This is a genomic window from Arthrobacter sp. SAFR-179 (assembly GCF_059414945.1).
The window spans coordinates 80,666-103,295 of the sequence record NZ_JBPFDM010000011.1; the positions used below are offsets into that span (position 1 = coordinate 80,666).

The window sequence follows — 22,630 nt, forward strand, 5'->3', positions numbered from 1 at the left end:
AACGGACAGGTTGAAGTAGCCCGCGGCTCGGCTCAGCGCCACATGGGAATGAATGCGGGCAGCGCCCTCCCTGCTGCCTGACGGAGCGCGCCGGCGGAAGCAGCCAGGCAGCAGGCGCAGAGGTCAGCTGCGCTTCCTGCCAAGGATCAGCGCCAGCAGTCCTCCGAACGCCAGGAGCAGCACGCCCACCACCAGCAGGCCACCGTTGGCGCCCGCGTCTACGGCGGAGGGCTGGGCCGCAGCGAGGTACATGCCCGGACCGGCAAGCACGGGAGTGGCCACGGCGGGTCGGTTTACAGCCGGCAGGGTGGCCGCCGGAGGAATGGCCCAGAGGCCGGTGGCGGTGTTGATGGTGGTTGCCGCTTGGGTCCCGGACGGCAGTCCTTGCGTCCCTGAGGTGGTATCCGCGGCGTGGGCGGCGACGCCACCAGAGGCCAAAAGGCTGAGTGCGATCACGGCGCCGAGCAGGCAGCCACGGATATTGCGGTGCATCATGAAGTTCTCCTGAAAGTTGGACTGGCCTACTGCATAGACCGGGCTGGGCTCGTCTCCGCCTGTGGCTGCGGAAGGGCCTCAACTAGTCAGGAGATGAACCAGGGTCGAAGGACACCGGTGCGGGGACAGCTAACAACCTGGCCTGGGCGGCGGCCCAGTCGGCCGGAGGGATCTGGAAATGATAGGCGCCGAGGCACGCCGGCATGGTTGATCCGTGGCCCCCGGACGGGTTGCTTCCTCCCGTGGTGACGGCGGGAATGGCCGGTTCCTGCGGTGCATCGACCGGTGCGTCTCCAGGACCTGCCGCGGACAGCACCGCCGTTGCGGATGCGGGCCTCAGATGCGCATCGCAGGCCGCGCCGTTATGGTGCAGGCTGTCGAAGCTGGTCACTCGGTCGGAAACGGACACAGTGCCCTCAGGCTCCGCTGCCGTTTCGGCCGGGTGCGCCGCCGTCTCCCCACTCACCTGAGGCACCTCGGTAACCAAGGGCGGAGAGCTGTCCGGTGCACGTTCCGGCGCAGCCACTGGCGGTGGCACAGGGCCGATGACTGGCTCCAGTACGGGGTCAAGAGGTTCAAGGGCGGCGCCGGCCAGGGGAACAAGAGTCCCCACCGCCCCGCCGACGAGGCCGTCCACGCTCCCGACGGCGGGATCCACCACTGCCGCCACCGTGCCGTCCGGCACCATCCGCTCGACCACCGGAACGGTCTCCACAACTTGATCAACCATGCCCGTCACTTCCTCCACTGCCGCGTGGATGGGTGGCGCTGTGGCGGGGGTTGGGATGGAGGAAGCGGGAGCTGATGCCAGGTTGCCGCCCAGCCCTGCTTCTACCGGTTCCAGGATGTCCTTGGCCGGATGGGCCACCGTGGCAGGGACCGCGATCACGGTAGACGGGCCAGCACCGGGGAGTGGGTCGCTGGAAGCGGAAGAGTCGGCAGATGCGCCTGTGGCGGACAATGCGATCCACGATGCAGCCGCCGCCAGGGCGAGCAGCAGCGGGCGGAGAAACGCCCAGGCATCGAGTCTTGACTTCACGTTGTACGCCTCCCCCAGGCTCACCGGCAAACAATGCTGCCCACCATAAGCACAGGCCAGGGGCAGAGTCCAACCACTGACCGGTACAACCCATATGAAGCTCTCAAGGAGTTTGGGCAGGTCAGGCGGCGTCGGTGGGGGCGGCACGGTGGTCAATCGCGGCCGTCAGTTCGTCAAGGCGGTCCATGGCGCCGTTGAGCTTCTCGACGGCGGCCCACAGGTCCGGATGCTGCTCCCGGACCTGGTCCAGGGTGGCGCCGGCGGACCGCAGGGACCCGAGGTCAAAGCTCACGTTGGTGCGCGCTCCGGCAACAGCGGCCCGAAGGGCACCAAATGCGACCACGACGTCCGCCACCAGCGACCGGTTGCCGTTGGTTGCCAGCCAGGCGAGGTCGTCAATGGCGGCAATGGCCCGCTCGCCGAGCACTGCAGAGGAGGCGGCGGCGTCCACGGAGGCGCGGCGAATCGCTTCGTCCCGGTCCGGTCCCGGCTCCAGCCGGAAGGCGGCGCCGAACGCCTTCGAAGCGGACGCGTCGTCATCCGCCAGGCGCAGGGCTTCCTGACGCAGTGCCCGTGCCCGCGTCCGTATCCCTGCCGGCTCCCCGCCGTCGTTCCCGCTGTAGCCGGCCACCATGGACGTGAGCGAGGCAGCGACGGCGAGCATCAGTCCTGTCCCGGCACCTCCGCCCGGGGAGCCCGTGGATTCTGCCAGCGCGCGCGTCCACTCTTCCACCGTTGACGCTTGCGTAGTCACTTCCTGATCTTCCATACGGGAACCGTGCCCATAGGACGGTGCGGCTAAACGGACATGCCGCATGGCGCTCCGCACGAACTGGCCCAGTTTTGATGGTTCTGCCTGCGCAAACACGGCGTCTTCCCGGTGACCGGGACCGCTAAAGTGGGCCAGTGTGACACGACGCCACCGCTATGACTACGGCCCGGACCCCAGCCAGTGGGGTGAGCTTTTCCTCCCCGACCTTCCGGCCGGCGCCAGGCACCAGGGCGTGGTGGTGGTGATCCACGGCGGATACTGGCGCTCCACATACGGGGCCGAACTGGGTGAGCCGCTGGCGCAAGACCTGGCGGAGCACGGCATGGCGGCCTGGAACCTCGAATACCGGCGCACCGGCAACGGCGGGGGCTGGCCGGGCACCTTCGAGGACATCCTGGCCGGCATCGACAAGCTGGCTGACCTGGCGGAACCGCAGGCGCTGGACCTGGGCAAGGTGGTGGCGCTGGGCCATTCCGCCGGCGGACACCTGGCCGTGTGGGCGGCGGGCAGACACAAACTGGAGGGGCTGGTCCCGGCGGAAGGCGGCCAGGTGAAAAACACTGACGACGGCGTCCGCCTCACCGGGGTGGTGAGCCAGTCGGGCGTCCTCAACCTGGGCGAGGCCGAGCGGCTTAGCCTTAGCGATGGTGCGGTGGCAAACCTGCTGGCCGGGCCGTCGTCGGAATTCCCGGAGCGCCATCGGTACGCTGACCCCATGGCCGCGCTGCCGCTGGATATTCCTGTATATGCCGTATACGGCATAAAGGACGGCGACGTCCCCCTCGGCATGTCCACCAGCTATGTGGACGCTAGCCAGTCCGGACCCGTACCGGCACAGCTGGTCATGGTGCCCGGGGACCACTTCGCCCTGATCGACGTCACGGCGGAGGCGTATCTTACGTGCCGGGCACTGGTGGGCCGGCTGCTCCGCTGACACGAACTGCTGACGGGGCTGCGTTTCTGGCAGAGTATGTCCATGCTCACAGTTATCGGCGAAGGCCTTGTTGACGTTGTCCAGCGCGCCTCGGGAATCGAGGCCCACGTGGGCGGCAGCCCGCTCAACGTTGCGGTGGGCCTGGCCCGGCTGGACCATCCGGTGCAGTTCATCGGCCGTTACGGCCGGGACGCCTACGGCGATTCGGTCGCGGCCCACCTGCGCGCCAGTTCAGTGATGCTGCCGCTGCCCCCGGACGGGTTGCCCACCAGCGTGGCCACGGCGCTGATTGACGACGACGGCGCCGCCACCTACACGTTCGACCTCGCCTGGGAGCTGCCGGGAATCGCGGACCGGCTCGGCTTCATGCTGCAGGGCACCACGCTGCTGCACACCGGCTCCATTGCGACGATGCTGGTGCCGGGTGCCACCGAGGTGCTGGCCGCCGTCGAATATGCCCACCCCTCCGCCACGATCAGCTTCGATCCCAACTGCCGGCCCAGCATCGTTACTGATGTGGACTTCGCGCGCCGGCAGGCCGAGAAGTTCGTCACGCTTTCCGATGTGGTGAAGGCCTCCGACGAGGACCTGGCCTGGCTGTACCCCGGGCAGGACGTGCTGGATTCGGCCCGCAAATGGCTGGAGCTGGGGGGAGAGGAAGGCCCGGCGATGGTGGTGGTCACACGGGGCGCGGATGGGCCCTGGGGTGTGTGCCGGGCCGGCGAGGCCAAGGTGCCTGCGCCAAAGGTGGACGTGGCGGACACCGTGGGGGCCGGGGATTCCTTCATGGCGGCGCTGTTGTCCGGCCTGGTGGACCGGGAGCTGGACGGCGCGCAGAACCGGCAGGAACTGCGGGAGCTTCCCGCCGAGGGGCTGGCCGAACTCCTGGCACATGCCGCCAAGGCCGCTGCCGTCACGGTTTCCCGCCCCGGCGCCAATCCGCCCACGCGGGCCGAGCTGAACGCGGTGGAAATGAACTCTTAAGCAAGAATCGATTGCTCCGTAAATGCCGTTCTGAGGGTTCAAAAGGACATTTACGGAGCAATCGATGGGGGTGTTGCTACTCCTTGCCGAGCCCCGCAGCCGAGGTCTTTTCGCCGGAGACGCTGTTGAGAGCCCGCAGGTCAAAGATGCCGTTGATGTCCGCCTGCTTGGTGGTGCCGGCAGTCACGCCGTCGGCCAGGAGCTTCTGGTAGGTCCCGGCCAGCGGGTCCACCGTGAAGACAATGTTCTTGAGGGACCGGTCAATGACGTCGGCCTTCAGTTCGGCGCCGGCCGCTTCCTTGAGCGCGGCGTTGATGGCCGTGGCCTTTTCGCCGGCCGGTGCGGCGTTCAGCCACTCAACCGACTTTACGTGGCCCTTCAGCAGGGCTTTGACAGTGTCAGGGTGGTCGGAGGCGAACTTCTGGTTCACGATCAGGATGGTGGTGGGAAACTCTCCCGGCTTACCGGACAATGAGCCGTCCCACAGGTCCTTTTCATCGACCAGGACCTTCGCTCCAGCTGTCAGCACCAGGCGCGACGCCCACGGCTCAGGCAACCACGCGCCGTCGAGCTTTCCGTCCTGGAACAGCTTCAGGGTCTGGGCGTTCTCCGTGGGGTTGATGGCGACGTCCCCGCTGCCGTCCACGTTGGTCTTGTAGCCCTGTGAGGTGAGCCAGGCCCGGAGCGCGACGTCCTGCGTGCCGCCGAGCTGCGGCGATGCGAGCGTCTTGCCCCTGAGGTCTGCGGGGGAGCTGATCTCCGGCTTCACCACCAACTGCGCGCCGCCGGCTGCGGCGCCGGCGATGATGTTCACTGATGCGCCCTGGCTCTTGACGAAGGAGTTGATGCCTGGATTGGGCCCGATGTAGGTGGCATCGATAGCGCCGGCGTTCAGGGCTTCGATGGCTGCGGGGCCGGCGTTGAACACCTGGGTGCTGAGCTTGGTGCTGCCCAGTTCATTGGCGATGAAACCTTGGCTGACCCCCACCAGGGCCGGCGCGTGGGTGACGTTGCCGAAGTAGCCGAGCTTCAGCTCGGCGGCAGGGTTGCCGGCCGGGGCAGCGTCGGCTGCCGGTGCGGGCGCACCGCTGTTGACGGCGGAGGCGACGGCGGCACCACCGCCGATGAGGGCGAGGGCGGCTGCCGCGACGCCGATCTTCAGGCCGAGCGGCCGCTTGGGTCTGGCGGGGCCGCCCGCGACGATGCGGGTGGATGGCTGCTGGTTTTGCGGACTCGTCTCGTGTGGGTTTGCCATGGGGAAAATCCTTTGCTGGGGCGGATGCTGAGACGAGATTACGGAGCGCCCAGCGGCCCCACAATCATTCGTGTCGCACTGGTTCACGAAGCGACCCGAAGCCTCAACGCGGCGTAGCGGGACGTCAAAAATCGTCTTGGAGCGTCTTTATCCGGATCACCGGCAGGTTGTCCGGCCTTGATTTTCCCGCCCTGCTTGTGGGTACGTGCAGGTCATGGGGGCTTTGAAAAACTAGACAAGGAGACGTCATGTTGCTTTGGATCGCTATTGTCATCGCCGTTCTCTGGCTTCTCGGCCTGCTGACGAACATCGGCGGTGGCCTTATCCACATACTTTTGGTTGTTGCAGTGGTGGTCCTCATCTTCCACTTCATCCAGGGCAGGTCGCGGGTTTAGATACGAAAGTGCGTCCCGCTGTGGGCTGTGGTGCCTGCGGCGGGACGCCACGCGAAGCGATTCAGGCGGCCTTGACCAGCGGCAGTTCGTCCCAGTGGGTGGTGTAGCGGGGCGAACGCATTTCCCGCTTCATGGTCCAGTCGAGGCCTGACCTGATCCCCGCATGCCCCAAACCGATGGACCCACGCCCAAACCGGAGGCTCACTTCCTCAAGCAGTGGCCCGATTCCGCGTTCCTCGTGCCGGTTCTCGAAGATCTCCAGTGGGGGCTGGTTCGCGGTGGGCCGCAGGTCGGTGAGCATCAGGCCCGCCTTGGCGTATTTCAGGCCGTCCCTGATGCTGGGCAGCAGCGCGTGGGCGGCTTTGGTGAGCTGGAGCGGATCCGCCGTGGGCATGGGCAATGTGACGCAGACCGAAGGATGATGCTGTTCGTGGTCCCTGAAGGGTGACGTGGCAGCGAACGCCGTCAGGACTTTCGCCTGGAGTCCGTGCTTGGAAAGCCTGGCGCTCGCCTGCTGCCCATAAATGCTGAGTACCTCCCGCAGGCCGGCCGCGGTGGTGACCGGCGTGGCGAAGGACCGGGAAAAGATCAGCTGGTCGCGGCCGATGCGCTCCTCCTCCATGGGGATGCAGGGGGTGCCGCGCAGTTCGAGGACCGTCCGCATGAGCACCACGGAGAACTTGTCCCTGATGGCCACCGGATCCGCCCGGACCAGGTCCAGCACCGTGAAGATCCCTATGACGTTGAGCCGCTTCATCAGCCGGCCGGCGATGCCCCAGACCTCGTCCACCGGCAATCGGGCCATGAGTGCCTCGCGCACATCAGCGGGGACCGACTCCCAAAGGCAGACCCCACCGAAGACGGGGTTGTTCTTGGCCCACTTGTTGCACAGCTTCGCCAGGGTCTTGGTGGGTGCAATGCCCACGCAAACCGGCACCCCGACATTCCGGCGCACCGCCTCCTTCATCCTGCGGCCCAAAGCCAGCAGTTCCCCCGGCCCGCCCTTCACGCCCAGGAACGCCTCGTCGATGCTGTACACCTCAAGCCAGGCCGAGTACCGGCCCAGCAGTTCCATCACCCGCGAGCTGATATCCCCGTACAGCTCATAGTTGCTGGACTTCGCCACCAACCCCCACTCTCTGGCCCGGGGCGCGAGCTTGAACCAAGGATCTCCGGTGGCGATGCCCAACGCCTTGGCCTCCGGGGAGCGGGTCACCGCGCAGCCGTCATTGTTGGACAGCACCACCAGCGGGCGCCCCTCCAACGAAGGATCGAACGCGCGCTCCGCGGAGGCGTAGAAGCAGTTGACGTCGACGTGGGCAATCTGGGGCATCCGCCGCATAAGCGCGGGCTTAGGCATGGCGCACCTCAGGCCGGCGGACGTCAGACATGGTGCAGGCACCTGGTGGCAACACCCCAGATGGTCAGCTCGGACAGGGCGGGGACGTGGATGTCCGGGTAGTTCGGGTTCTCCGCCTGCAGCACAACACCGGTGGGGGTGATGCGGAGGCGTTTCACCGTCAGTTCCCCGTCCAGCACCGCAATCACCACGCACCCGTCCCTGGGCTCCAGCGCCCGGTTGACGATCAGTTCATCGCCGTCGCTGATGCCGGCGCCCTCCATGGAGTCCCCGGTGACCCGGACCACGAAGGTGCTGGTGATGTCCTTGATGAGGTGCGCGTTTAGGTCGATCCGTCCGTCGAAGTAGTCCTGCGCCGGCGACGGAAAGCCTGCCGCCACCGCCACGGGGGAGATCAGCACCGAGAATAACGAGGCTCCCGCATCTATCACGCGGGGACCGATAATAACGCCCACAACACACCCTTATTCGAATATATGTTCGATAGTTTCAGTGTAGCCCTGAGCGCTGACAACCGGCACCCACCCACAGGCCGGGGTGCTTCGCAAGGGAGTACGACGGCGGCCGGCAGCCCACGTAGACTGGCAGGATGCGGCTGGTAGCAAGCGATATCGATGGAACGATCCTTGGGCACGACGGAAAAATCAGCCCCCGCACCATCCGCGCCTTCCACGCCTGCCGTGATGCCGGCGTCGAGCTTGTCTTCGTTACGGGGCGCCCGCCGCGGTGGCTGCACCCCCTCGAGGAGCAGTTGGGCCACACGGGACGCGTGATCTGCTCCAATGGCGCTGTGGTCTGGGACCTCGAGGCGGACCGCCTGGTTTCCGCCCGCACCCTCGCCATCGGCACCGTCCTGGAAGCCCGGCGCATCATCAAGACGCTCCGTTCCGCCGCCTTGTTCGCCGCCGAAACGCTCACGGGATTCCACCTGGAACCGGGCTTCATCGAAAACGAGTCCAGCGAACTGCTCGCCGAATTCACCCCCGCGCCGCTGAAGGACACCCTCGCGGGTGACGATTCGGTGGTCAAATTCCTTGCCATCGTCCGCGAAGGCACGCCCGACGATTTCCTGGCCGAGGTGGCGCCCGCCGTCGAACATCTGGCCGCCACCACGCACTCCTCGCCCGGTGTCCCCATGCTGGAACTCTCCCTGCCCGGCGTCAACAAAGCCGTCACCCTGGCCGAATACGCCTCGGCCCTGGGCATTGACGCCGCCGACGTGGTGGCCTTCGGTGACATGCCCAACGACATCGAGATGCTGCGGTGGGCCGGCCATGGTTATGCCATGGCCAGCGGCCATCCAGAGGCCATCCGGGCGGCGGGGCAGCAGGCGCCGCATTTTGACGACGACGGCGTGGCCCAGGTTCTGGAGGCCAGGCTCGCCTCCCTGGGCGTCCAGTTTTCCTGATCCCCGCTAGCCCCGTGTTCACAGCTACCGCTCACCTGGCGTTTACCTTCCGGCCGTAGCGTAAAGCGTGGAAGGCAGGCACTTCGCCCGCCGGCTCACAGGGGGCAACATGGCAAGGAACGTCAGGCAGCACATGGCCGATGGGACGCTGCGCAAAGCAACGCCCGCTCCACACTGGAAGCAGCTGCGCCAGGGCGACCGCGTCCGGGTCCTCTTCTCACCCGCCTTCGAGGCGGGCGGCGTGGTGGACACCATCACCGCGGACCATACGGCCGTGTGGGTGCACCTGGACGGCGGCCGCGGCCGCACCCTGCTGCACTGCGGGGATGGCGTGGACATTGTTCCGTGCGGGGAGACCGGCTGCCGGGACTGAGCGGCAGGTCCGGGGTACGCTCGCAGAGTGACCCTGCCCTTTTTCGAGCACAAGGACGACGCCGGGCGGCAGCTTCCCATCGCCATGGCCCACCGCGGATTCTCCGCCGAGGGGCTGGAGAACTCCATGGCCGCGTTCCGTTCCGGCGTCGAACTCGGCTTCCGGTACCTGGAAACGGACGTGCACACCACGGCCGACGGCGTCCTGCTGCTCTTCCATGATGAAACCCTGGACCGGGTGACCGACGGTAGGGGGCGTGTGGCGGAGCTGCCGGCCGCGGACGTCGCGAAGGCGCGGATCAACGGCCGCGAGCCCATCCCCACGTTCGATGAACTGGTGACCCAGCTGCCCCACGCCAGGCTGAACCTGGACGTCAAGGACTGGAAATCAGTCCAGAGCACTGCCGCGGCCATCGAGCGGCACCAAGCGCACCAGCGGGTGCTGGTCACCAGTTTTTCGGACCGCCGACGGCGGGCGGTGCTGAGACTTCTCAGCCGGCCGGTCGCCTCATCGGCCGGCGTGGCCTCCAGCGCCCTCTTCACCCTGCTGGGCCCGGTGCTTCCACGCCCGTTGTTCCGACGGCTCATGCGCGGTGTGCTCCGGGACGTGCACGCGCTGCAGGTCCCCGTCCGCTATGGACGGGTCCCTGTTGTCAGCGCCGGCTTCATCCGCCGGGCCCATGCCCTGGACCTGGTTGTGCACGTCTGGACCATCAACGACGCCGCGGAGATGCACCGGCTCCTCCAGTTGGGCGTCGACGGCATCGTCACGGACCGGGCAGACCTGCTCCGCAACGTGCTGATGGAGCGCGGCGAGTGGCCAGGGGGCCACTCACCTGGCGCAGCCTCCTAGCCGCGGCCCGTGCTGGTTGACGGGTCCTGGTCGCCCTCAGTGGGGTCTGCCCGCAACTCATCCGGGTTACTCTCGGGAAGTCCACCGGACCCCCGAACGCTGCCGCCGGCTGTCCCTGCCGCACCGGGCGCTGTGGCGTTGCCGGCCAGGCCGCCGTCGTCGGCTTCGTCAGTGTCATTTTCGTCGACATCCCCGCCGAACGGGCTCTCGGATACCGGCCCCGGAGCGGCCCCCGTCTTGAGGCCCGGCGCCTTCTGCTTCTCCGCCTCCATGGCGTTTGAGCCTTCGCTCAGGGACGAATGGACTTCCACGTCGTCATTGGGGTTTGTGGGGTCGGGTACATCCATCTTCTCCGTGGGCTTGGATGTCCCGGCCAGGTCCTCCATGGCGTTTTCTGCTGCCTTGCCGATGCTGTCGCCGATTCCCATGTGACTGCTCCTTCCGACATCGCGTACCGGTGCCCCAGCGGCACACCGGCCCTACTCCTCCAGAATTATCAGCATGCTTACAATTAGTCCAGTGCTGGGGAATCAGACCGCAGCCGGAGAGGAAGGAAGAGCAGCATGAGCACTTACCATCCGGAAAATGACCCCGCGAACCCTGACCGGCCGGGGAAGGAAGACGTTGGCGCCGCACAGTCCCACCTTGCGGAGCAGCGCAGCCGCGAGTCGGGCGGCTCGCCGAACCCGGATCCGGCGGAGGGCAATGTCACCGGTCTTGAACCGGGCGGGGGAGTGCCGCCGGGAGAGACGCCGCCGGCCGAAGACCAGATGAGTCGGGACCAGGGCCATTCCGAATAGCGCCTGAATGGTCGGCACGGCGGCGAAAAGATCCCGCCGCCGCGCTGACCCGTGTCAGGAAGGGTTTTTGCCGTGGCGGCCGTGGGATTCTGCCGGGCCTGCAGGCCCTGCCAAATGACGCTCCAGGCCGTCCATGTCCAGGCGCGTATTCCAGTTGGCCCAGTCCTGGGGCCGCACCGACGGGCGCCCCAGCAGGTACCCCTGGCCGGCGCTGATCCCAAGTTCGGTGAGGACCTTGAGTTCGCCCACCGTTTCGATGCCCTCGGCCACCAGGGTGGTGCCGATCTGGTCGGTGAAGTCCACCAGGCACGCAGCCAGGGTCCGCTGGAGGCCGTCCTTGTCGACGTCGCCGATCACGTTGCGGCCCACCTTCAGGAAATCGGGCCGCAGGTGAATCATGCGGCTCAGCGCGCCGGCACCGGTATGGGCATCATCGACGGCGATCCGCAGGCCTTGCTCCCGGAGCGGATTGATTGCGGAAATGAACTGCAGATATTCCTCTTCGGGAATGTCCTCGGTCATTTCGAGCACCACGCGGTGGATGGGGAGTTCAATGTGGTCGAACAATTCCGGCAGGCGCGGGTCCATGCAGGACGTGGGCGAAATATTGAGGGATACATAAAGGTTTTCGGGCAGGTCGCGGGCCGCGGCCGCGGCCGAACCCAAAGCCGAGAATTCAAGGTTTGCGCCCAGGCCCACGGCCGCGGCCTCGGCGAACCACAACTCCGCGGCAGCGCCGTCGTCGCTGACGAAGCGGGAGAGGGCCTCCGCGCCCACCACGGTTTTTCCTTCCAGGCCATAAATGGGCTGGAAGGCGGTCATCAGCATCTGGTTCTCAAGCAGCGCGCTGATCCTTGAGATGCTGCGGATGGCGTCCAGCTGCTCCGCAAAGTGCGGCGGCAGCGTGGGCGGCGTGAGGCGCATTTCCCGCGCCGTTTCCAGTGTTTCCACGGTGTTGGCGTCGCTGCGCCGGGTTTCGAGGAGATACTCCAGCAAAGCCCGTTCGGGCACGCCGGGATTCTCATCGAGGCTGTTGCTCAGCTGTTGCCGGACGGCGGCTCCCGCAGGATCCGTATCCGCCAGCACGGCGGCGATAATTCCCCATGCCTGTACCCGAACCGACATTAGCGACGCCCCCAGTTGACGAAGTAATGACCCCATGGCCCATTAATGTTCAAATTTCCAAACGCCTTATAAAAGTACGGTGTTGCCAGACCTGAATTTCGCGGCGGCGAAAAACCTGACACCGCACGCTGATCGTATAACGGCGGCCACAAAAGCGCAGTAGTTTTCCGCTACTGGTTAGCGCTTTCCTGCTGGTCAGCCAGCAGTTGGGGAATCCGGTCCGGCGGAACAGGGCGGCAAAAGTAGTAGCCCTGGGCGCTGCGGCAGCCCAGGCCGCGCAGGATCTCCGCCTGTTCTGCCGTTTCCACGCCTTCCCACACGGCCTCCAGCCCGCATGCCCGCACCAACTGCAGCACCGCGGCCACCAGGGCAGGTTGGCTTGGGTCGGTCTCCAGTCCGGCGATCAGCGATTTGTCCACCTTCACCCGGTCCACCGGAAGCCGGCGGAGGTAGCTGATGGAGGAATAGCCGGTACCGAAATCATCAATTTCGATGCCTACGCCCAAGCCGCGGAGTCCGCCCAGCGAATACCGGTCCAGCTCGTTGCCTTTGACGATGGCTACTTCCGTCAATTCCAGGACCACCTGCTCGGGCCTGACCCCGGTCTCCTTGAGCACGTTCCTGACGTCCTCGATGAACTGCAGGCTCTGCAGGTCTGTGGCGGAGATGTTGATCCGAACGGAAAACGTCGTGTCCAGCAGGGATGCGTCAATCCAGGCGCGCAGCTGCCTTACGGCCGTCCTGAGCACCCACAGGCCCAGTTCCGAGATCAGCCCTGCGTCCTCGGCAAGGGGAATAAACTCGTCAGGCATGATGAAGCCACGGGTGGGGTGGTTCCAGCGGACCAATGCCTCCACGCCTTCGATCCGTCCCGTGGCGAGCTCCACCACCGGCTGGTAGTACAGGGTCAGTGCGTCGTTCCTGATGGCCGCCCGCAGGTCGTCCACCAGCTGGCTGCGGAGCCGTCGCACCAGCAGCATTGCCGGCTCGAACCGGTGCAGCTTGTTCTGCCCCTCGGCCTTGGAGGCATACATGGCGACGTCGGCCTCCATCAGCATGTCCTCGGGGCTTTGGCCTTCGCTGCCCACGCTGAGCCCGATGCTGGCACCGCAGCGCACGCTGCGGCCGGGCAGCTCGATGGGCTCGGTGAGGTCAGCCAGGATGCGCTGCGCCACGATGGCAGCCTGGTCTGCCGACGCCGACGGCATGACGATCGCGAATTCGTCACCGCCCAGCCGGGCCACGACGTCGGAGCCGCGGACAGCGGTCCGGAGCCGTTCGCCAACGGTCACCAGGACCTGGTCGCCTGCGGTGTGCCCCAGGCTGTCATTGATCGACTTGAACGCGTCCAGGTCCAGCAGCAGAATGGCGGGGCCTTCCTCCGCAGGCTCGCCCTCAGCAGCATCGCGGGCCTGCAGGGAGCTGCGCAGCGCCTCGATCAGGGCCGAGCGGTTGGCCAGGCCGGTAAGCGGGTCCTGCATGGCCATCTTCTGCATCTCAAGGTGTGCCTCATGCAGCAGTTGGGTGCGGACCTGGACGCGCTGCTCAAGCTCTTCGTAAATGACCTGAAGGTCCTCGGCCAGGAGATTGGTGCCCATGATGATCGCGTCCAGTTCATCGCGGGCGGGGGAGACCTCTATCCGGGAGCTGAGGTCGCCGGAAGCCAGCCGGACAATACCTTCCAGCAACTGGGAAAGCCGGGGGTCGTCGTCGGCAAACATGCGGGTCCTCCTCCGGCGCCTAGTTGGCCTGGGCGCTGTCTGTGCCGAGGGGGAGACTGACGGTGACGGTGGTCCCGGTGCCCAGGGTGGAGGCGACGTCGATCCGGCCGCCGTGGCGGTCCACGATGTCCTTGGAGATGGCAAGGCCCAGGCCTGTTCCCGGGATTGCGCCGTTCATGGCGTTGGAGGCCCGGTAGAACCGGGTGAAGACGTGGTTGATCTCGTCGCTCGAAATGCCGATCCCGGTATCGGCGATGCGCACGGTGGCCCACTTGGAGCCGTCCGCGGCGGCGTGGGATTCGCTGCCCACCTCGATCCGTCCGCCGCTGGGCGTGAACTTGATGGCGTTGGACACGAGGTTGGTAAAGACCTGCTGCAGCTGTACTTCATCGGCGAGTATCTCCGGATCCTCCGGAACGGGGTCCACGTCGATGGTGACGTTCTGCAGTGTGGCCAGGGGGCGGAGCGCAGCGGCCACCAGGTCCAGGGTCTGCCCCAGCCGCACCGGTGCCAGCTGCATGGCCATGGTGTCCAGCCCGCCGCGGGAGACGCTGAGCATGTCCTCGATCAGCGTGCGGAGGCGTTCGGTGTTGCGGACCACGATGTCCAGCATCTGGTGGACTTCCCGGGAGACCGGATGCTCGGTACTTTCCTGGATCATGTCCAGGTAGGCCATGATCGAGGTCAGCGGGGTCCGCAGCTCGTGGTTCACCGTCGCCAGGAAGTCCGTCTTGGCCTTGTCGAGCTCCCGCAGCTGCTTCACCACCTGCTGCTGGCTGTTGATCAGGTGGCTTTGGATGAGGCCGTAGGCGGCGTTGCCGGCCACGTGCTGGATCAGTCCCAGTTCCGCGCTGGACCAGGTCCGGGGCCGGTCCATCATGGCGATCCAGATGATGCCCAGGGACGAATTTCCCTCGCCGATAGGGACCGCCAGTGTTGAGGCAGCTCCGGCGATGTTGGGGCCGGGACCCGGCTTCGCCTCGCTGCGGGCGGCCTGTTCGTTTCCGTCGCCCGAGAGCGTCTCCGTCCCTGCCCAGAGGGCGTCTGCCATAGCGCGGGCCTTATCCTCGTGCGGAAGGGCCTCCACGGGCAGCTCCGCCAGGCCCCGCCGGTGCCAACTGGCCGTGATGAGGGGGACCCGGTGGTCCTCGAAGGTTGCCAGGACAACGTGGTCGGCCTTCAAGGTGCGGCCGAATCCCGCGACAACGTGGTCCGCAATTTCCTGCGGATCGTTGGTGGCGCGCACTGCGGCCGAGACGCCGCGCAGCTGCTCGCGGAGCCCTTCGGCTTCCTGCCGGGAGGCGCGGCGCCGGGATACCTGGTCGATGAGGACGGATGCGCGGTGCACCAGTTCCTGCGGTGCAGGCGGCTTGGTGATGCAGTCGTGGATGCCGGGGGGATTGGCGGCTTCGATCTCAGCGGGGTTGTCCAGGTCCACCATCACCAGGACCGGTGCCGTGGACGTGGACAGGACACCGGACAGGAAGGCATCAGCCACCACGACTGACGGTTCAGTGGCTTCCAGCGCCGCGGCGAGGCTGTGGGCGTCGGTCGCTTCGAGGACGGTGTATCCGGCGCCGCGCAGTGCCTGTGCATTAAGGGCCAGCCGGCCGGCGTCGGGATCGGCGACGACGGCGGTGCGGGGCGGGCGCACGTCACTCGGGACAGCCGTCACAGTGCTCCCTTCCCTCCCAGTTGAGTACATTCTAGGGGGATGCGGGCCCGGAGGGTCCACGGGGTGCTGACCCTTACGTCCACTTTCCGCCGCTGCCGCCCGGGCTGGGGCACGCCGTAATGTTGCCGAAGGTCCGCCGCTGCGGCGGCCGGGACCATATATTTGAGCCGTGTCTCCAACAAACCCGCCACGGTCCGCCTGGCAGAAGTACCTGATGATCCCCAAGCTTGTCAGGCTGTCGCGCAGCGCCCCGAAGGACCGGCACAAGGCGTGGGACCGGTATTGGGCCGGCATTACCGCTACCGGCCCCGGCGGTGAGGTCCTGTGGGACTCGGGCAGCAACCACGAGTTCCAGGGCTACCAGGACAGCCTCCTGCGCCACCTGGACCCCGCCCTTCCCGTGGTGGATACCGGCTGCGGGCACGGCAGCTTTACCCGTGCGCTCGCAGGAATCTTTCCCAGCGTCATCGGCGTGGATGTCTCGCCGCATGCTGTTGCCCGGGCACGGGCCGAATCTGCCGGAATCAGCAATGCCGCCTTTGAAGCCCGGGACATGACGGCGGAAGGTGCTGCTGCCGAGTTGGCGGAGTTCTTCCAACTGGGCCTGGACGGCGCCAACGTCTTCATCCGCGGCGTGCTGCACGTCCTCGATCCCGCCCACCAAGCGGCGATGGTAGAAAACCTGCGGACCCTGGTGGGCCGCCGCGGCACGGTTTTCATGGCGGAAACCAACTTCCAGGGCAACCCGGTGGAGTACGTCACCCATCTTGGCGCAACCACCCGCGGCATTCCTGCACCATTGGAGCTGGCCATCCGCGGACTTCCCATGCCGGGGCACTTCGGACCCGAAGAGCGCGAACGTGCCTTCCCGGCGTCGGCCTGGGAACTCCTTGAGGACGGCCACGTGGCTATCGAAACCAACCCGGTGACCGGCGTGCCGGGCCAGGACCGGGTACCCGGGTATTACGCGGTGGTCCGCCCGCGCCGGTAGCCCTGCCGCGGGAGGTTCCAGCCGTCCCGCAGACTTCGCGCAGATCCCCGCACCGCGCCCACAGGGTGTCTTCCATCCCCTTGACAGGGGACGGATCCGGAGGCTCCATAGTAAGTAGACTTACTAGTTAGCCGGAGGTGAAAGGAAGACCGCCATGGCACAGGACAAAGGCAACAAGACCGGCGGCGCTGACCGCAGCACGGACGAGGAGGACCTGGGCGCAGGCCCCGAGGACGGAAAGATCCGCCACGGCCCGGACTCTTCAAAGTCCCTGAAGTACTCGCAGGAAGTCACCTCCACAGACGACGAACCGGAACGCGAAGGCCGCAGCCTCGCCACCACACACCACGAAGTCATCAGGCGGTGGGCGGAGGAGCGCGACGGCGTGCCCGCCACAGTGGAGGGCACGGAACACGGCGACCACCTTGGAGTACTGCGGATCGACTTCGGTGGCAAGGATGGCAAACTCCGCCACATCAGCTGGGAGGAATGGTTTGACACCTTCGATTCCCGGAAACTGAATTTCATCTACCAGGAACAGCGCAGCGACGGCACCCAATCCAATTTCTTCCGCCTGGAAAATCCCAACCGCGAAGACGCCTAAGCCGCACCCGCGCCCCAGCGATCGGCCGGCACCGGACCACCCTCCGGAGCCCACCCACCGGCCGCCGGCGCAAGACCTACAGGAACAATCATGAGCAACCTCATCCCATCCGGCGCACTGCGCCGGATGCTCCTTCCCCCCACCTATGGGCGGCACGTTACCTCCGCCACTGAATTCACCATCCTGTCCGTGGAGGTATGGGCGTCCGGGCTGGTGGTCAACATCCACCTCCCCTCCGATGACGCGGCCGAACCCCGCCTCACCGTCCAGGACCACTTCGGAACGGAATACACCCTGAAGGAATCCGCCACGGTGGGCTCCCGCAACCTGCAGGTCTTCACCCCGTCGGTGCCGCCCGGCACCAGGAGCCTGACCATCAGGTCGGCGGACGACGGCGACGGCCGGCCCGTGGTGACCTTCGCGGTGCCGTTGATGGCCGTGCCGGAAGCCGAGCCGGATTTCGAGGCAGGCGGCCGCAGGGCCGCGGCCACCCACGACGAGTCCTACGAGGACGACCTCCGCCGCCCCGCCTGACCAGGCCGCCGGAACTCCAACCGACCCGAACCCCCGTCTGACCCAAGCAACGTCTGACCAGAAACCGCCTGACCCAAAGAAAGGCCCCGCCATGCCGGACACCAGCAGCTTCACGCCCACCACCGCCATCGTGACCGCTTCCGACTCAGGGATCGGCAAGGCCACCGCCGTGGCCCTGGCCCGCGCCGGAATGGATGTCGGCGTCACATGGCATTCGGACAAGGCGGGCGCCGAGGAGACTGCCGAAGAAGTCCGCGGCCTGGGGCGCAAAGCGGTGGTCCGGCAGCTGGATACCACCGAACTCCGTGCTGCTGCGGACGTCATCGATGAACTCGCCGAGGAGCTGGGCGGGCTGGACGTCTTCGTGAACAATGCCGGCACCGGTGCAAGCACGAAATTCCTGGACATGGGCATCGATGACTGGATGCAGATCCTGGACACCAACCTCAACGGCGCGTTTGTCTGCCTGCAGGCGGCAGCGCGGCGCATGGTCAAGGCCGGCAGGGGAGGCCGGCTGGTGGCGGTGTCCAGCGTCCATGAGTTCCAGCCGCGCGTGGGCTCGTCCGCCTATGACGCGTCGAAGCACGGGCTGGGCGGGCTCATGAAGACCCTCGCCCTGGAACTGGGCCAATACGGCATCACTGCCAACACCGTGGCACCCGGCGAGATCGCCACCCCGATGACGGGGCAGGAGGACCAGGATCCGAGGACGACGGAGCGGCCCGGGGTGCCGCTGGGCCGGCCCGGGGACGCGCGGGAGATCGCCGACGTCATTGCCTTCCTCGCCTCGCCCGCCTCAAGCTACGTGACCGGGGCGGCCTGGGTGGTTGACGGGGGGATGCTCCAGATGGGTCCGCAGGCGGGATCGCACATCACCAGCAACGACTGGCGCGAGGCGTAGTCCCAGGGCGCATCCGGCCGGGACTCCAAGCGGGCAGTCACAGAAGCCCCCCTGATAGGCTCGGCAAGCGCATTCCCAGGACTTGCTGGCATGATGGAGCCCATGCGCATTCTTATCGCTCCGGACAAGTTCAAGGGGTCCCTGACCGCGGCCGAGGCTGCCGCCGCCATCGCCGAAGGCGCGCTGCGGGTTTACCCGGAGGCCGTCGCCACCCAGTTCCCCATTGCCGACGGCGGCGAGGGCACTCTTGAGGCGGCCGTCGCGGCGGGCTATGAAGAGCGGCTGAATGCCGTGGTGGGTCCCATCCTCACCCCGCTCGGCGCCGCCTGGGCAATCCACAAGGCCGGCGACGGCAAGGTCACGGCAGTGATCGAAACGGCGCAGGCCTCCGGCCTGGCCGACATGGAACCAACTCCTGCCAACGCGTTGCGTGCCCACAGCTACGGCTGCGGCCAGCTCATTGCCGCCGCCCTGGACGCGGGGGCCACCGAAATTGTCCTGGGCCTGGGCGGTTCGGCCATGACCGACGGCGGCAGCGGCGCACTGCGCGCCCTCGGCCTGAAGCCCCTGGACTCCGCCGGGAACGTGGTGCCCCTGGGCGGCGGCTCGCTGGCCGACGTGGTGGCCCTGGACACGGCCGCGCTGGATCCGCGGCTGTCAGCAACAACGTTCCGCATCGCCGTCGACGTCCGTAACCCCCTGTACGGGCCGTCGGGCGCCGCGCATGTCTTCGGCCCCCAAAAGGGCGCGGACCAGGACGCTGTGGAAATGCTCGACGCCGGACTGCGCAACTGGGCGTCCGTGCTGCGGGAAACAACGGGCCGGGACGTCAACGTCCCCGGCGCCGGCGCCGCCGGCGGCTTCCCGGCGTCGTTCCTTGCCTTCACCGACGCCACGCTGGAAGGCGGCTTCGCGCTGGTAGCCGGGCTGACCGGCCTCGCCGCGCAGTTGGAGCAGGCAGATCTGGTGATCACCGGTGAGGGATCCATGGATTCGCAGTCGCTCACCGGCAAGGCTCCCATCGCGCTCGCGGACGCGGCCCGGGAACGCGGAATTCCCGTCATCGTGGTGGCCGGCAGGATCCTGGTGACCCTTGAGGACCTCGCCGGGCATGGCGTGGTTGCCGCGGCGCAGCTGCTGGACGTCGCGTCCAGCCCTGCAGACGCCGTGGCGAACGCCGCCAAGTACCTGACCTGGGCAACAAGCCAGGTACTTGAAGGCGCCTAGCCTTACTAGCCCACGATCGTGGTGTTGCGGCGGCGCCGGAAAATGAGCACCGCAATCACCACCAGGACCGCGATTCCAGCAATCACCCACGGGGCGTAGTTCAGGCGGGTGGACTCATTCTTTGCCGATTCACCCGTGCCCGGATTGGCGGGGCCGGTGGAGGCGGTGTCACCGGGGGAAGGTGTGGGGGACGTGCCCGCGGCCCACACCGTGCCTGTTGATCCTGACGCGACCTGTGCCGTCCCTGCCTGTGCCGGGCCCGCCTGGCTGATGGCGGATGCGGGCGCCGTCGCAACGGCGGCGCCGGCAGGAAGGGCCGGAGCGGCCAGGAGCAGCAGGGCCAGCAGGATGGTTTGCACGGACGTTCTCATACAGTCTCTCCTCTTTGGATGGGGCTGGGTGATGGGACGGCTGACAGGACTGGATAACCAGACCGGGTGATTGGACGCGCCCTCAGGCTCCGGTCTCGTAGTGGGGTTCAGCAACGGGCTTCGACTCCGGGGAGCCCTTCTCCCGCAGGTAGACGGAGGCGCCCACCAGGACCGCGACGGCCAGGAACTCGCTTTGCCAGTTCTGGAAAGACTCGAACCAGAAGCGGCTGGTGCCCAGGTACTGCAGGAACGTGATGCTGGGCTGGCCATGGCTTTGCTGGTCCTGGTTGTACTCGTCCACGCCGCCGGCGGCGTGCAGGAAGAACGATCCGAGGAACAGCGCAAACAGCAGGATCGACAGGGAATGCTCGTAGACCTTGAGCACCACTCCGCCGTGCCGTACGGGCCATGGCGTGGTTCTCTTGAGAGTCGCCTGGCGCGGGTCTTCATCCTGGGGCGCTTCCTTGCCCATGGGCTTGGATTCGGATGAGCCTTTTTGGAACAGGAATACGGTGAGGACCACGTACATGGCCATCTGCAGGAACTCCGATTCCCAGTTCTCAAACGTGGCCTCCACAAAGGCGCCCGTTCCCAGGAACTGCAGGACCGAGACGGCAGGCTCCCCGTGGGCCTGCTGATCCTCACTGTAGGAAGCGGCACCGGAGAGGATCATGCCTACGAAGAACGCCAGGAAGCAGCCCACGTTGGCCAGCAACAGGCCATGTTCTTTTGCCCATTTGCGCATGTCTTACTCCTTTTCCGATGCGGGCGGGATGATCCTTCCCGTGGCCCGCTTGTTAAGTCGAAGCGGCACGAACACCAGCATGACCACCATGACGCCCAGCAGCGCGCCGCCGGCCGTGACGCCGGCGGAGCGCCCAACGGCAACATCGAACACCAGGGCGGCGGTTCCGGCGCTCAGCAGGGCAATGCCGCCAAGGGCGATCTTGGTGATGGTGTCGGCGCTGGAGACCAGTGTTTCCTTGAGCCGCTTCCGGAAAAGCCGCCGGTGCACGCTGACCGGGAGGAGGATAAAAGCGGTGGTCAGCGCGGCGATCACAACGTTGGTCAGATAGAGGTTGACCTCCCAGTCGTCCAGCTTTTCGAACCGCTGCTGGAACGGCAGCGTCAGCAGGAAGCCGGCCAGGATCTGTACGCCGGTCTGGAGCACACGCAACTCCTGCAGGAGTTCCGCCCAGTTGCGGTCAAGCTGCTCCTCACGGGTCTCGTTGCGTCCCGTCCGGCCCGTGTAGTCCTCAACTTCGGACATCGGCCCTCCTTCCTCTCCGGCCCCGGCCCTCGCCTTCTTTCTACTCCTCCCATACCCAGAAACAAGGCGGCCCGTTGCGCGAGCTATAACATTTGATAAGTTTACTGATTATTACCCATGGTCGGTGGACTTGGTCCTCCAGCCGGGATAGCTTCGAAGGGCCGGAGCAGGGCGGTGCCCTTCCCACCGACACAGGTCAACCGACACAGGCAGGCGGACTATGAGCGAGACGGACAAGCAAACAGACCAGCCGAAGGATCCCCGCGGCGGCTACCACTCGGGCCCCTTTCCGGAACAGGAACAAAAGCAGCCCGGACTGACCGCGCCCATGGACCCCAAACCCGACCACGGGGAGCTCAGCTACGAGGGGCACGGCAAGCTCGAAGGCAAGGCCGCGCTCATCACCGGCGGGGACTCCGGCATCGGCAAGGCTGCCGCCATCGCCTTCGCCCGTGAAGGGGCCGACGTTGCCATCTCCTACCTGCCGGAGGAGGAAGACGACGCGCAGGACACCGCGGAGTGGATCCGGAAAGCCGGACGCCGCGTGCTGCTGTTGCCCGGCGATGGACGCGACGAGGAGTTCAGCACCCGGATCGTGGAGGAGACGGTCTCCGGATTCGGCCGCCTCGACGTCCTGGTCCTGAACGCCGCGTACCAGAAGAACCGCGAGAGCCTTGAGACCCTTCCCACCGAGGAGTTTGACCGGGTCTTCCGGACCAACCTCTATTCGCTGCTGTGGTCCGCCCGGGCGGCCGTGCCGCACCTGAAGGCCGGGGCCTCGATCATCACCACCGCCTCCATCCAGGCCTTCAACCCGTCGCCGGGGCTGATCGACTACGCCATGACCAAAGCGGCGCAGGTTGCCTTCACCAAGGCCCTGGCCCAGGAACTGGGCCCCAAGGGGATCCGCGTCAACGCCGTGGCTCCCGGTCCCATCTGGACCCCATTGATCCCGGCCACCGAGTGGCCGGACAAGCTCCCCTCCTTCGGGCAGGACACCCCGCTGGAACGCGCGGGACAGCCGGCGGAGCTCGCCGCGGCGTATGTACTGCTCGCCTCGGAGGATGGTTCCTACATTTCCGGTGCAGTCCTGCCCGTCACGGGCGGCAAGGGACTTTAATCAGGAACACCAGACCAGCAATATCGGCAATGAACAACAGGAGGAAGCATGACGCAGGAAAACCAGCAGGCTGAACCCGAGACGGCTCCGGGCGGCTACGGCACCCCAACCGCCGAACAGGAGGCTGCCGGGACCCAGGGCGGCGCCCAGCAGTCCGGTGGCGGTGCATCTTCAGGCGGCGCGGAGACCAACGAACCGCAGTCGGGCACTGGCCAGGAGCCCGTCCCGCACGACATGGATCTTCCGTCCAGCGCAGCTGAAATCGACGAGTCCAATGACGATTCACAGGGGTCGGCGCCAGTGTCCTCGGAGTCCGGTCAGGAAGCGACGGGCATTCCGGACGGCAGCGGAAACGATCTTCCCAAGGAGGAGTCGCCCAACGACAACGATGAAAGCTTCGACGCCGGATAAAGCCTCCTCATCC

27 protein-coding genes are annotated in these 22,630 nt (G+C 66.5%); 14 read left to right on the plus strand and 13 right to left on the minus strand.

Going from position 1 to position 22,630, the window contains the following annotated elements:
* Window positions 1-123: 123 nt before the first annotated feature.
* The 3 genes from ACR65K_RS16295 to ACR65K_RS16305 all read right to left on the minus strand — a co-directional run bounded on the left by ACR65K_RS16295 (window position 124) and on the right by ACR65K_RS16305 (window position 2,303).
* Entirely contained in the window at window positions 124-495 is a 372-nt protein-coding gene (locus ACR65K_RS16295; protein WP_440154046.1) for a hypothetical protein, read from the minus strand.
* Window positions 496-577: 82 nt separating this feature from the next.
* Complete coding sequence (locus ACR65K_RS16300; RefSeq protein WP_440154047.1) at window positions 578-1,534, minus strand: hypothetical protein; 957 nt, start codon at window positions 1,532-1,534, stop codon at window positions 578-580.
* Window positions 1,535-1,655: 121 nt separating this feature from the next.
* Window positions 1,656-2,303 carry a cyclodeaminase/cyclohydrolase family protein gene (locus ACR65K_RS16305; RefSeq protein WP_440154048.1) on the minus strand — a complete coding sequence of 216 codons (648 nt, stop codon included), beginning with the start codon at window positions 2,301-2,303 and terminating at the stop codon, window positions 1,656-1,658.
* 139 nt (window positions 2,304-2,442) lie between these two features.
* Here ACR65K_RS16305 and ACR65K_RS16310 point away from each other — a divergent pair, with 139 nt between their 5' ends.
* The gene (locus tag ACR65K_RS16310) at window positions 2,443-3,240 is read left to right on the plus strand and encodes an alpha/beta hydrolase family protein (protein WP_440154049.1); all 798 of its coding nucleotides are present in this window, start codon (window positions 2,443-2,445) and stop codon (window positions 3,238-3,240) included.
* Window positions 3,241-3,282: 42 nt separating this feature from the next.
* Complete coding sequence (locus ACR65K_RS16315) at window positions 3,283-4,224, plus strand: carbohydrate kinase family protein (RefSeq protein WP_440154051.1); 942 nt, start codon at window positions 3,283-3,285, stop codon at window positions 4,222-4,224.
* Between the two features lie 76 nt (window positions 4,225-4,300).
* Here ACR65K_RS16315 and ACR65K_RS16320 read toward each other — a convergent pair whose 3' ends face one another.
* Window positions 4,301-5,479 carry an ABC transporter substrate-binding protein gene (locus ACR65K_RS16320; RefSeq protein ID WP_440154052.1) on the minus strand — a complete coding sequence of 393 codons (1,179 nt, stop codon included), beginning with the start codon at window positions 5,477-5,479 and terminating at the stop codon, window positions 4,301-4,303.
* 248 nt (window positions 5,480-5,727) lie between these two features.
* On the opposite strand from ACR65K_RS16320, the gene ACR65K_RS16325 reads away from it, so the two are divergent.
* A complete protein-coding gene (locus ACR65K_RS16325) occupies window positions 5,728-5,874 on the plus strand; it encodes a lmo0937 family membrane protein (protein ID WP_142118975.1) in 147 nt (48 codons plus the stop codon).
* 61 nt (window positions 5,875-5,935) lie between these two features.
* Here the strand turns inward: ACR65K_RS16325 and ACR65K_RS16330 are convergent, their stop codons facing one another.
* Complete coding sequence (locus ACR65K_RS16330) at window positions 5,936-7,234, minus strand: Y-family DNA polymerase (protein ID WP_440154054.1); 1,299 nt, start codon at window positions 7,232-7,234, stop codon at window positions 5,936-5,938.
* 23 nt (window positions 7,235-7,257) lie between these two features.
* Window positions 7,258-7,689, minus strand: a complete 432-nt coding sequence (locus tag ACR65K_RS16335) for a LexA family protein (protein ID WP_440154055.1) — start codon at window positions 7,687-7,689, stop codon at window positions 7,258-7,260.
* Window positions 7,690-7,823: 134 nt separating this feature from the next.
* Between ACR65K_RS16335 and ACR65K_RS16340 the strand changes: the two genes are divergently transcribed.
* The 3 genes from ACR65K_RS16340 (at window position 7,824) to ACR65K_RS16350 (ending at window position 9,867) form a co-directional block, all read left to right on the plus strand.
* Entirely contained in the window at window positions 7,824-8,642 is an 819-nt protein-coding gene (locus ACR65K_RS16340) for an HAD family hydrolase (protein ID WP_440154057.1), read from the plus strand.
* Between the two features lie 109 nt (window positions 8,643-8,751).
* Window positions 8,752-9,015 (plus strand): hypothetical protein, encoded by a 264-nt coding sequence (locus ACR65K_RS16345; protein ID WP_440154058.1) that lies wholly within the window; start codon window positions 8,752-8,754, stop codon window positions 9,013-9,015.
* Window positions 9,016-9,042: 27 nt separating this feature from the next.
* Window positions 9,043-9,867, plus strand: coding sequence for a glycerophosphodiester phosphodiesterase family protein (locus ACR65K_RS16350; RefSeq protein WP_440154059.1), 825 nt, complete (start codon window positions 9,043-9,045; stop codon window positions 9,865-9,867).
* On the opposite strand, the gene ACR65K_RS16355 is transcribed toward ACR65K_RS16350, so the two are convergent.
* Window positions 9,864-10,295, minus strand: a complete 432-nt coding sequence (locus tag ACR65K_RS16355) for a hypothetical protein (protein WP_440154060.1) — start codon at window positions 10,293-10,295, stop codon at window positions 9,864-9,866. The genes ACR65K_RS16350 and ACR65K_RS16355 overlap by 4 nt on opposite strands.
* 135 nt (window positions 10,296-10,430) lie before the next feature.
* Between ACR65K_RS16355 and ACR65K_RS16360 the strand changes: the two genes are divergently transcribed.
* On the plus strand, window positions 10,431-10,667 hold the full coding sequence (locus ACR65K_RS16360) for a DUF6480 family protein (RefSeq protein WP_056330482.1): 237 nt from the start codon (window positions 10,431-10,433) through the stop codon (window positions 10,665-10,667).
* Between the two features lie 54 nt (window positions 10,668-10,721).
* Here ACR65K_RS16360 and ACR65K_RS16365 read toward each other — a convergent pair whose 3' ends face one another.
* From ACR65K_RS16365 to ACR65K_RS16375, 3 genes are all read right to left on the minus strand, one after another.
* On the minus strand, window positions 10,722-11,792 hold the full coding sequence (locus ACR65K_RS16365) for an EAL domain-containing protein (protein ID WP_440154061.1): 1,071 nt from the start codon (window positions 11,790-11,792) through the stop codon (window positions 10,722-10,724).
* Window positions 11,793-11,962: 170 nt separating this feature from the next.
* Window positions 11,963-13,513, minus strand: a complete 1,551-nt coding sequence (locus tag ACR65K_RS16370) for a putative bifunctional diguanylate cyclase/phosphodiesterase (protein WP_440154063.1) — start codon at window positions 13,511-13,513, stop codon at window positions 11,963-11,965.
* Between the two features lie 19 nt (window positions 13,514-13,532).
* Entirely contained in the window at window positions 13,533-15,218 is a 1,686-nt protein-coding gene (locus ACR65K_RS16375) for a sensor histidine kinase (RefSeq protein WP_440154064.1), read from the minus strand.
* A gap of 184 nt (window positions 15,219-15,402) precedes the next feature.
* On the opposite strand from ACR65K_RS16375, the gene ACR65K_RS16380 reads away from it, so the two are divergent.
* The 5 genes from ACR65K_RS16380 (at window position 15,403) to ACR65K_RS16400 (ending at window position 19,445) form a co-directional block, all read left to right on the plus strand.
* On the plus strand, window positions 15,403-16,179 hold the full coding sequence (locus tag ACR65K_RS16380) for a class I SAM-dependent methyltransferase (RefSeq protein WP_440154159.1): 777 nt from the start codon (window positions 15,403-15,405) through the stop codon (window positions 16,177-16,179).
* 154 nt (window positions 16,180-16,333) lie between these two features.
* Entirely contained in the window at window positions 16,334-16,783 is a 450-nt protein-coding gene (locus ACR65K_RS16385; RefSeq protein WP_440154066.1) for a hypothetical protein, read from the plus strand.
* 90 nt (window positions 16,784-16,873) lie between these two features.
* Window positions 16,874-17,317, plus strand: a complete 444-nt coding sequence (locus ACR65K_RS16390; RefSeq protein WP_440154067.1) for a hypothetical protein — start codon at window positions 16,874-16,876, stop codon at window positions 17,315-17,317.
* A 91-nt stretch (window positions 17,318-17,408) separates the two neighbouring features.
* Complete coding sequence (locus ACR65K_RS16395; RefSeq protein ID WP_440154068.1) at window positions 17,409-18,218, plus strand: SDR family oxidoreductase; 810 nt, start codon at window positions 17,409-17,411, stop codon at window positions 18,216-18,218.
* 102 nt (window positions 18,219-18,320) lie between these two features.
* Window positions 18,321-19,445, plus strand: a complete 1,125-nt coding sequence (locus tag ACR65K_RS16400) for a glycerate kinase (protein ID WP_440154070.1) — start codon at window positions 18,321-18,323, stop codon at window positions 19,443-19,445.
* Between the two features lie 5 nt (window positions 19,446-19,450).
* Here the strand turns inward: ACR65K_RS16400 and ACR65K_RS16405 are convergent, their stop codons facing one another.
* From ACR65K_RS16405 to ACR65K_RS16415, 3 genes are all read right to left on the minus strand, one after another.
* Window positions 19,451-19,816, minus strand: coding sequence for a LuxR family transcriptional regulator (locus ACR65K_RS16405; protein WP_440154071.1), 366 nt, complete (start codon window positions 19,814-19,816; stop codon window positions 19,451-19,453).
* An 82-nt stretch (window positions 19,817-19,898) separates the two neighbouring features.
* Window positions 19,899-20,561 carry a DUF6766 family protein gene (locus ACR65K_RS16410; protein ID WP_440154072.1) on the minus strand — a complete coding sequence of 221 codons (663 nt, stop codon included), beginning with the start codon at window positions 20,559-20,561 and terminating at the stop codon, window positions 19,899-19,901.
* Window positions 20,562-20,564: 3 nt separating this feature from the next.
* Window positions 20,565-21,086, minus strand: coding sequence for a DUF6328 family protein (locus ACR65K_RS16415; protein WP_440154074.1), 522 nt, complete (start codon window positions 21,084-21,086; stop codon window positions 20,565-20,567).
* A gap of 220 nt (window positions 21,087-21,306) precedes the next feature.
* Here ACR65K_RS16415 and ACR65K_RS16420 point away from each other — a divergent pair, with 220 nt between their 5' ends.
* Complete coding sequence (locus tag ACR65K_RS16420) at window positions 21,307-22,206, plus strand: SDR family oxidoreductase (protein WP_440154076.1); 900 nt, start codon at window positions 21,307-21,309, stop codon at window positions 22,204-22,206.
* A 48-nt stretch (window positions 22,207-22,254) separates the two neighbouring features.
* Window positions 22,255-22,617 carry a hypothetical protein gene (locus ACR65K_RS16425; protein ID WP_440154077.1) on the plus strand — a complete coding sequence of 121 codons (363 nt, stop codon included), beginning with the start codon at window positions 22,255-22,257 and terminating at the stop codon, window positions 22,615-22,617.
* The last annotated feature ends 13 nt before the right edge of the window (window positions 22,618-22,630 follow it).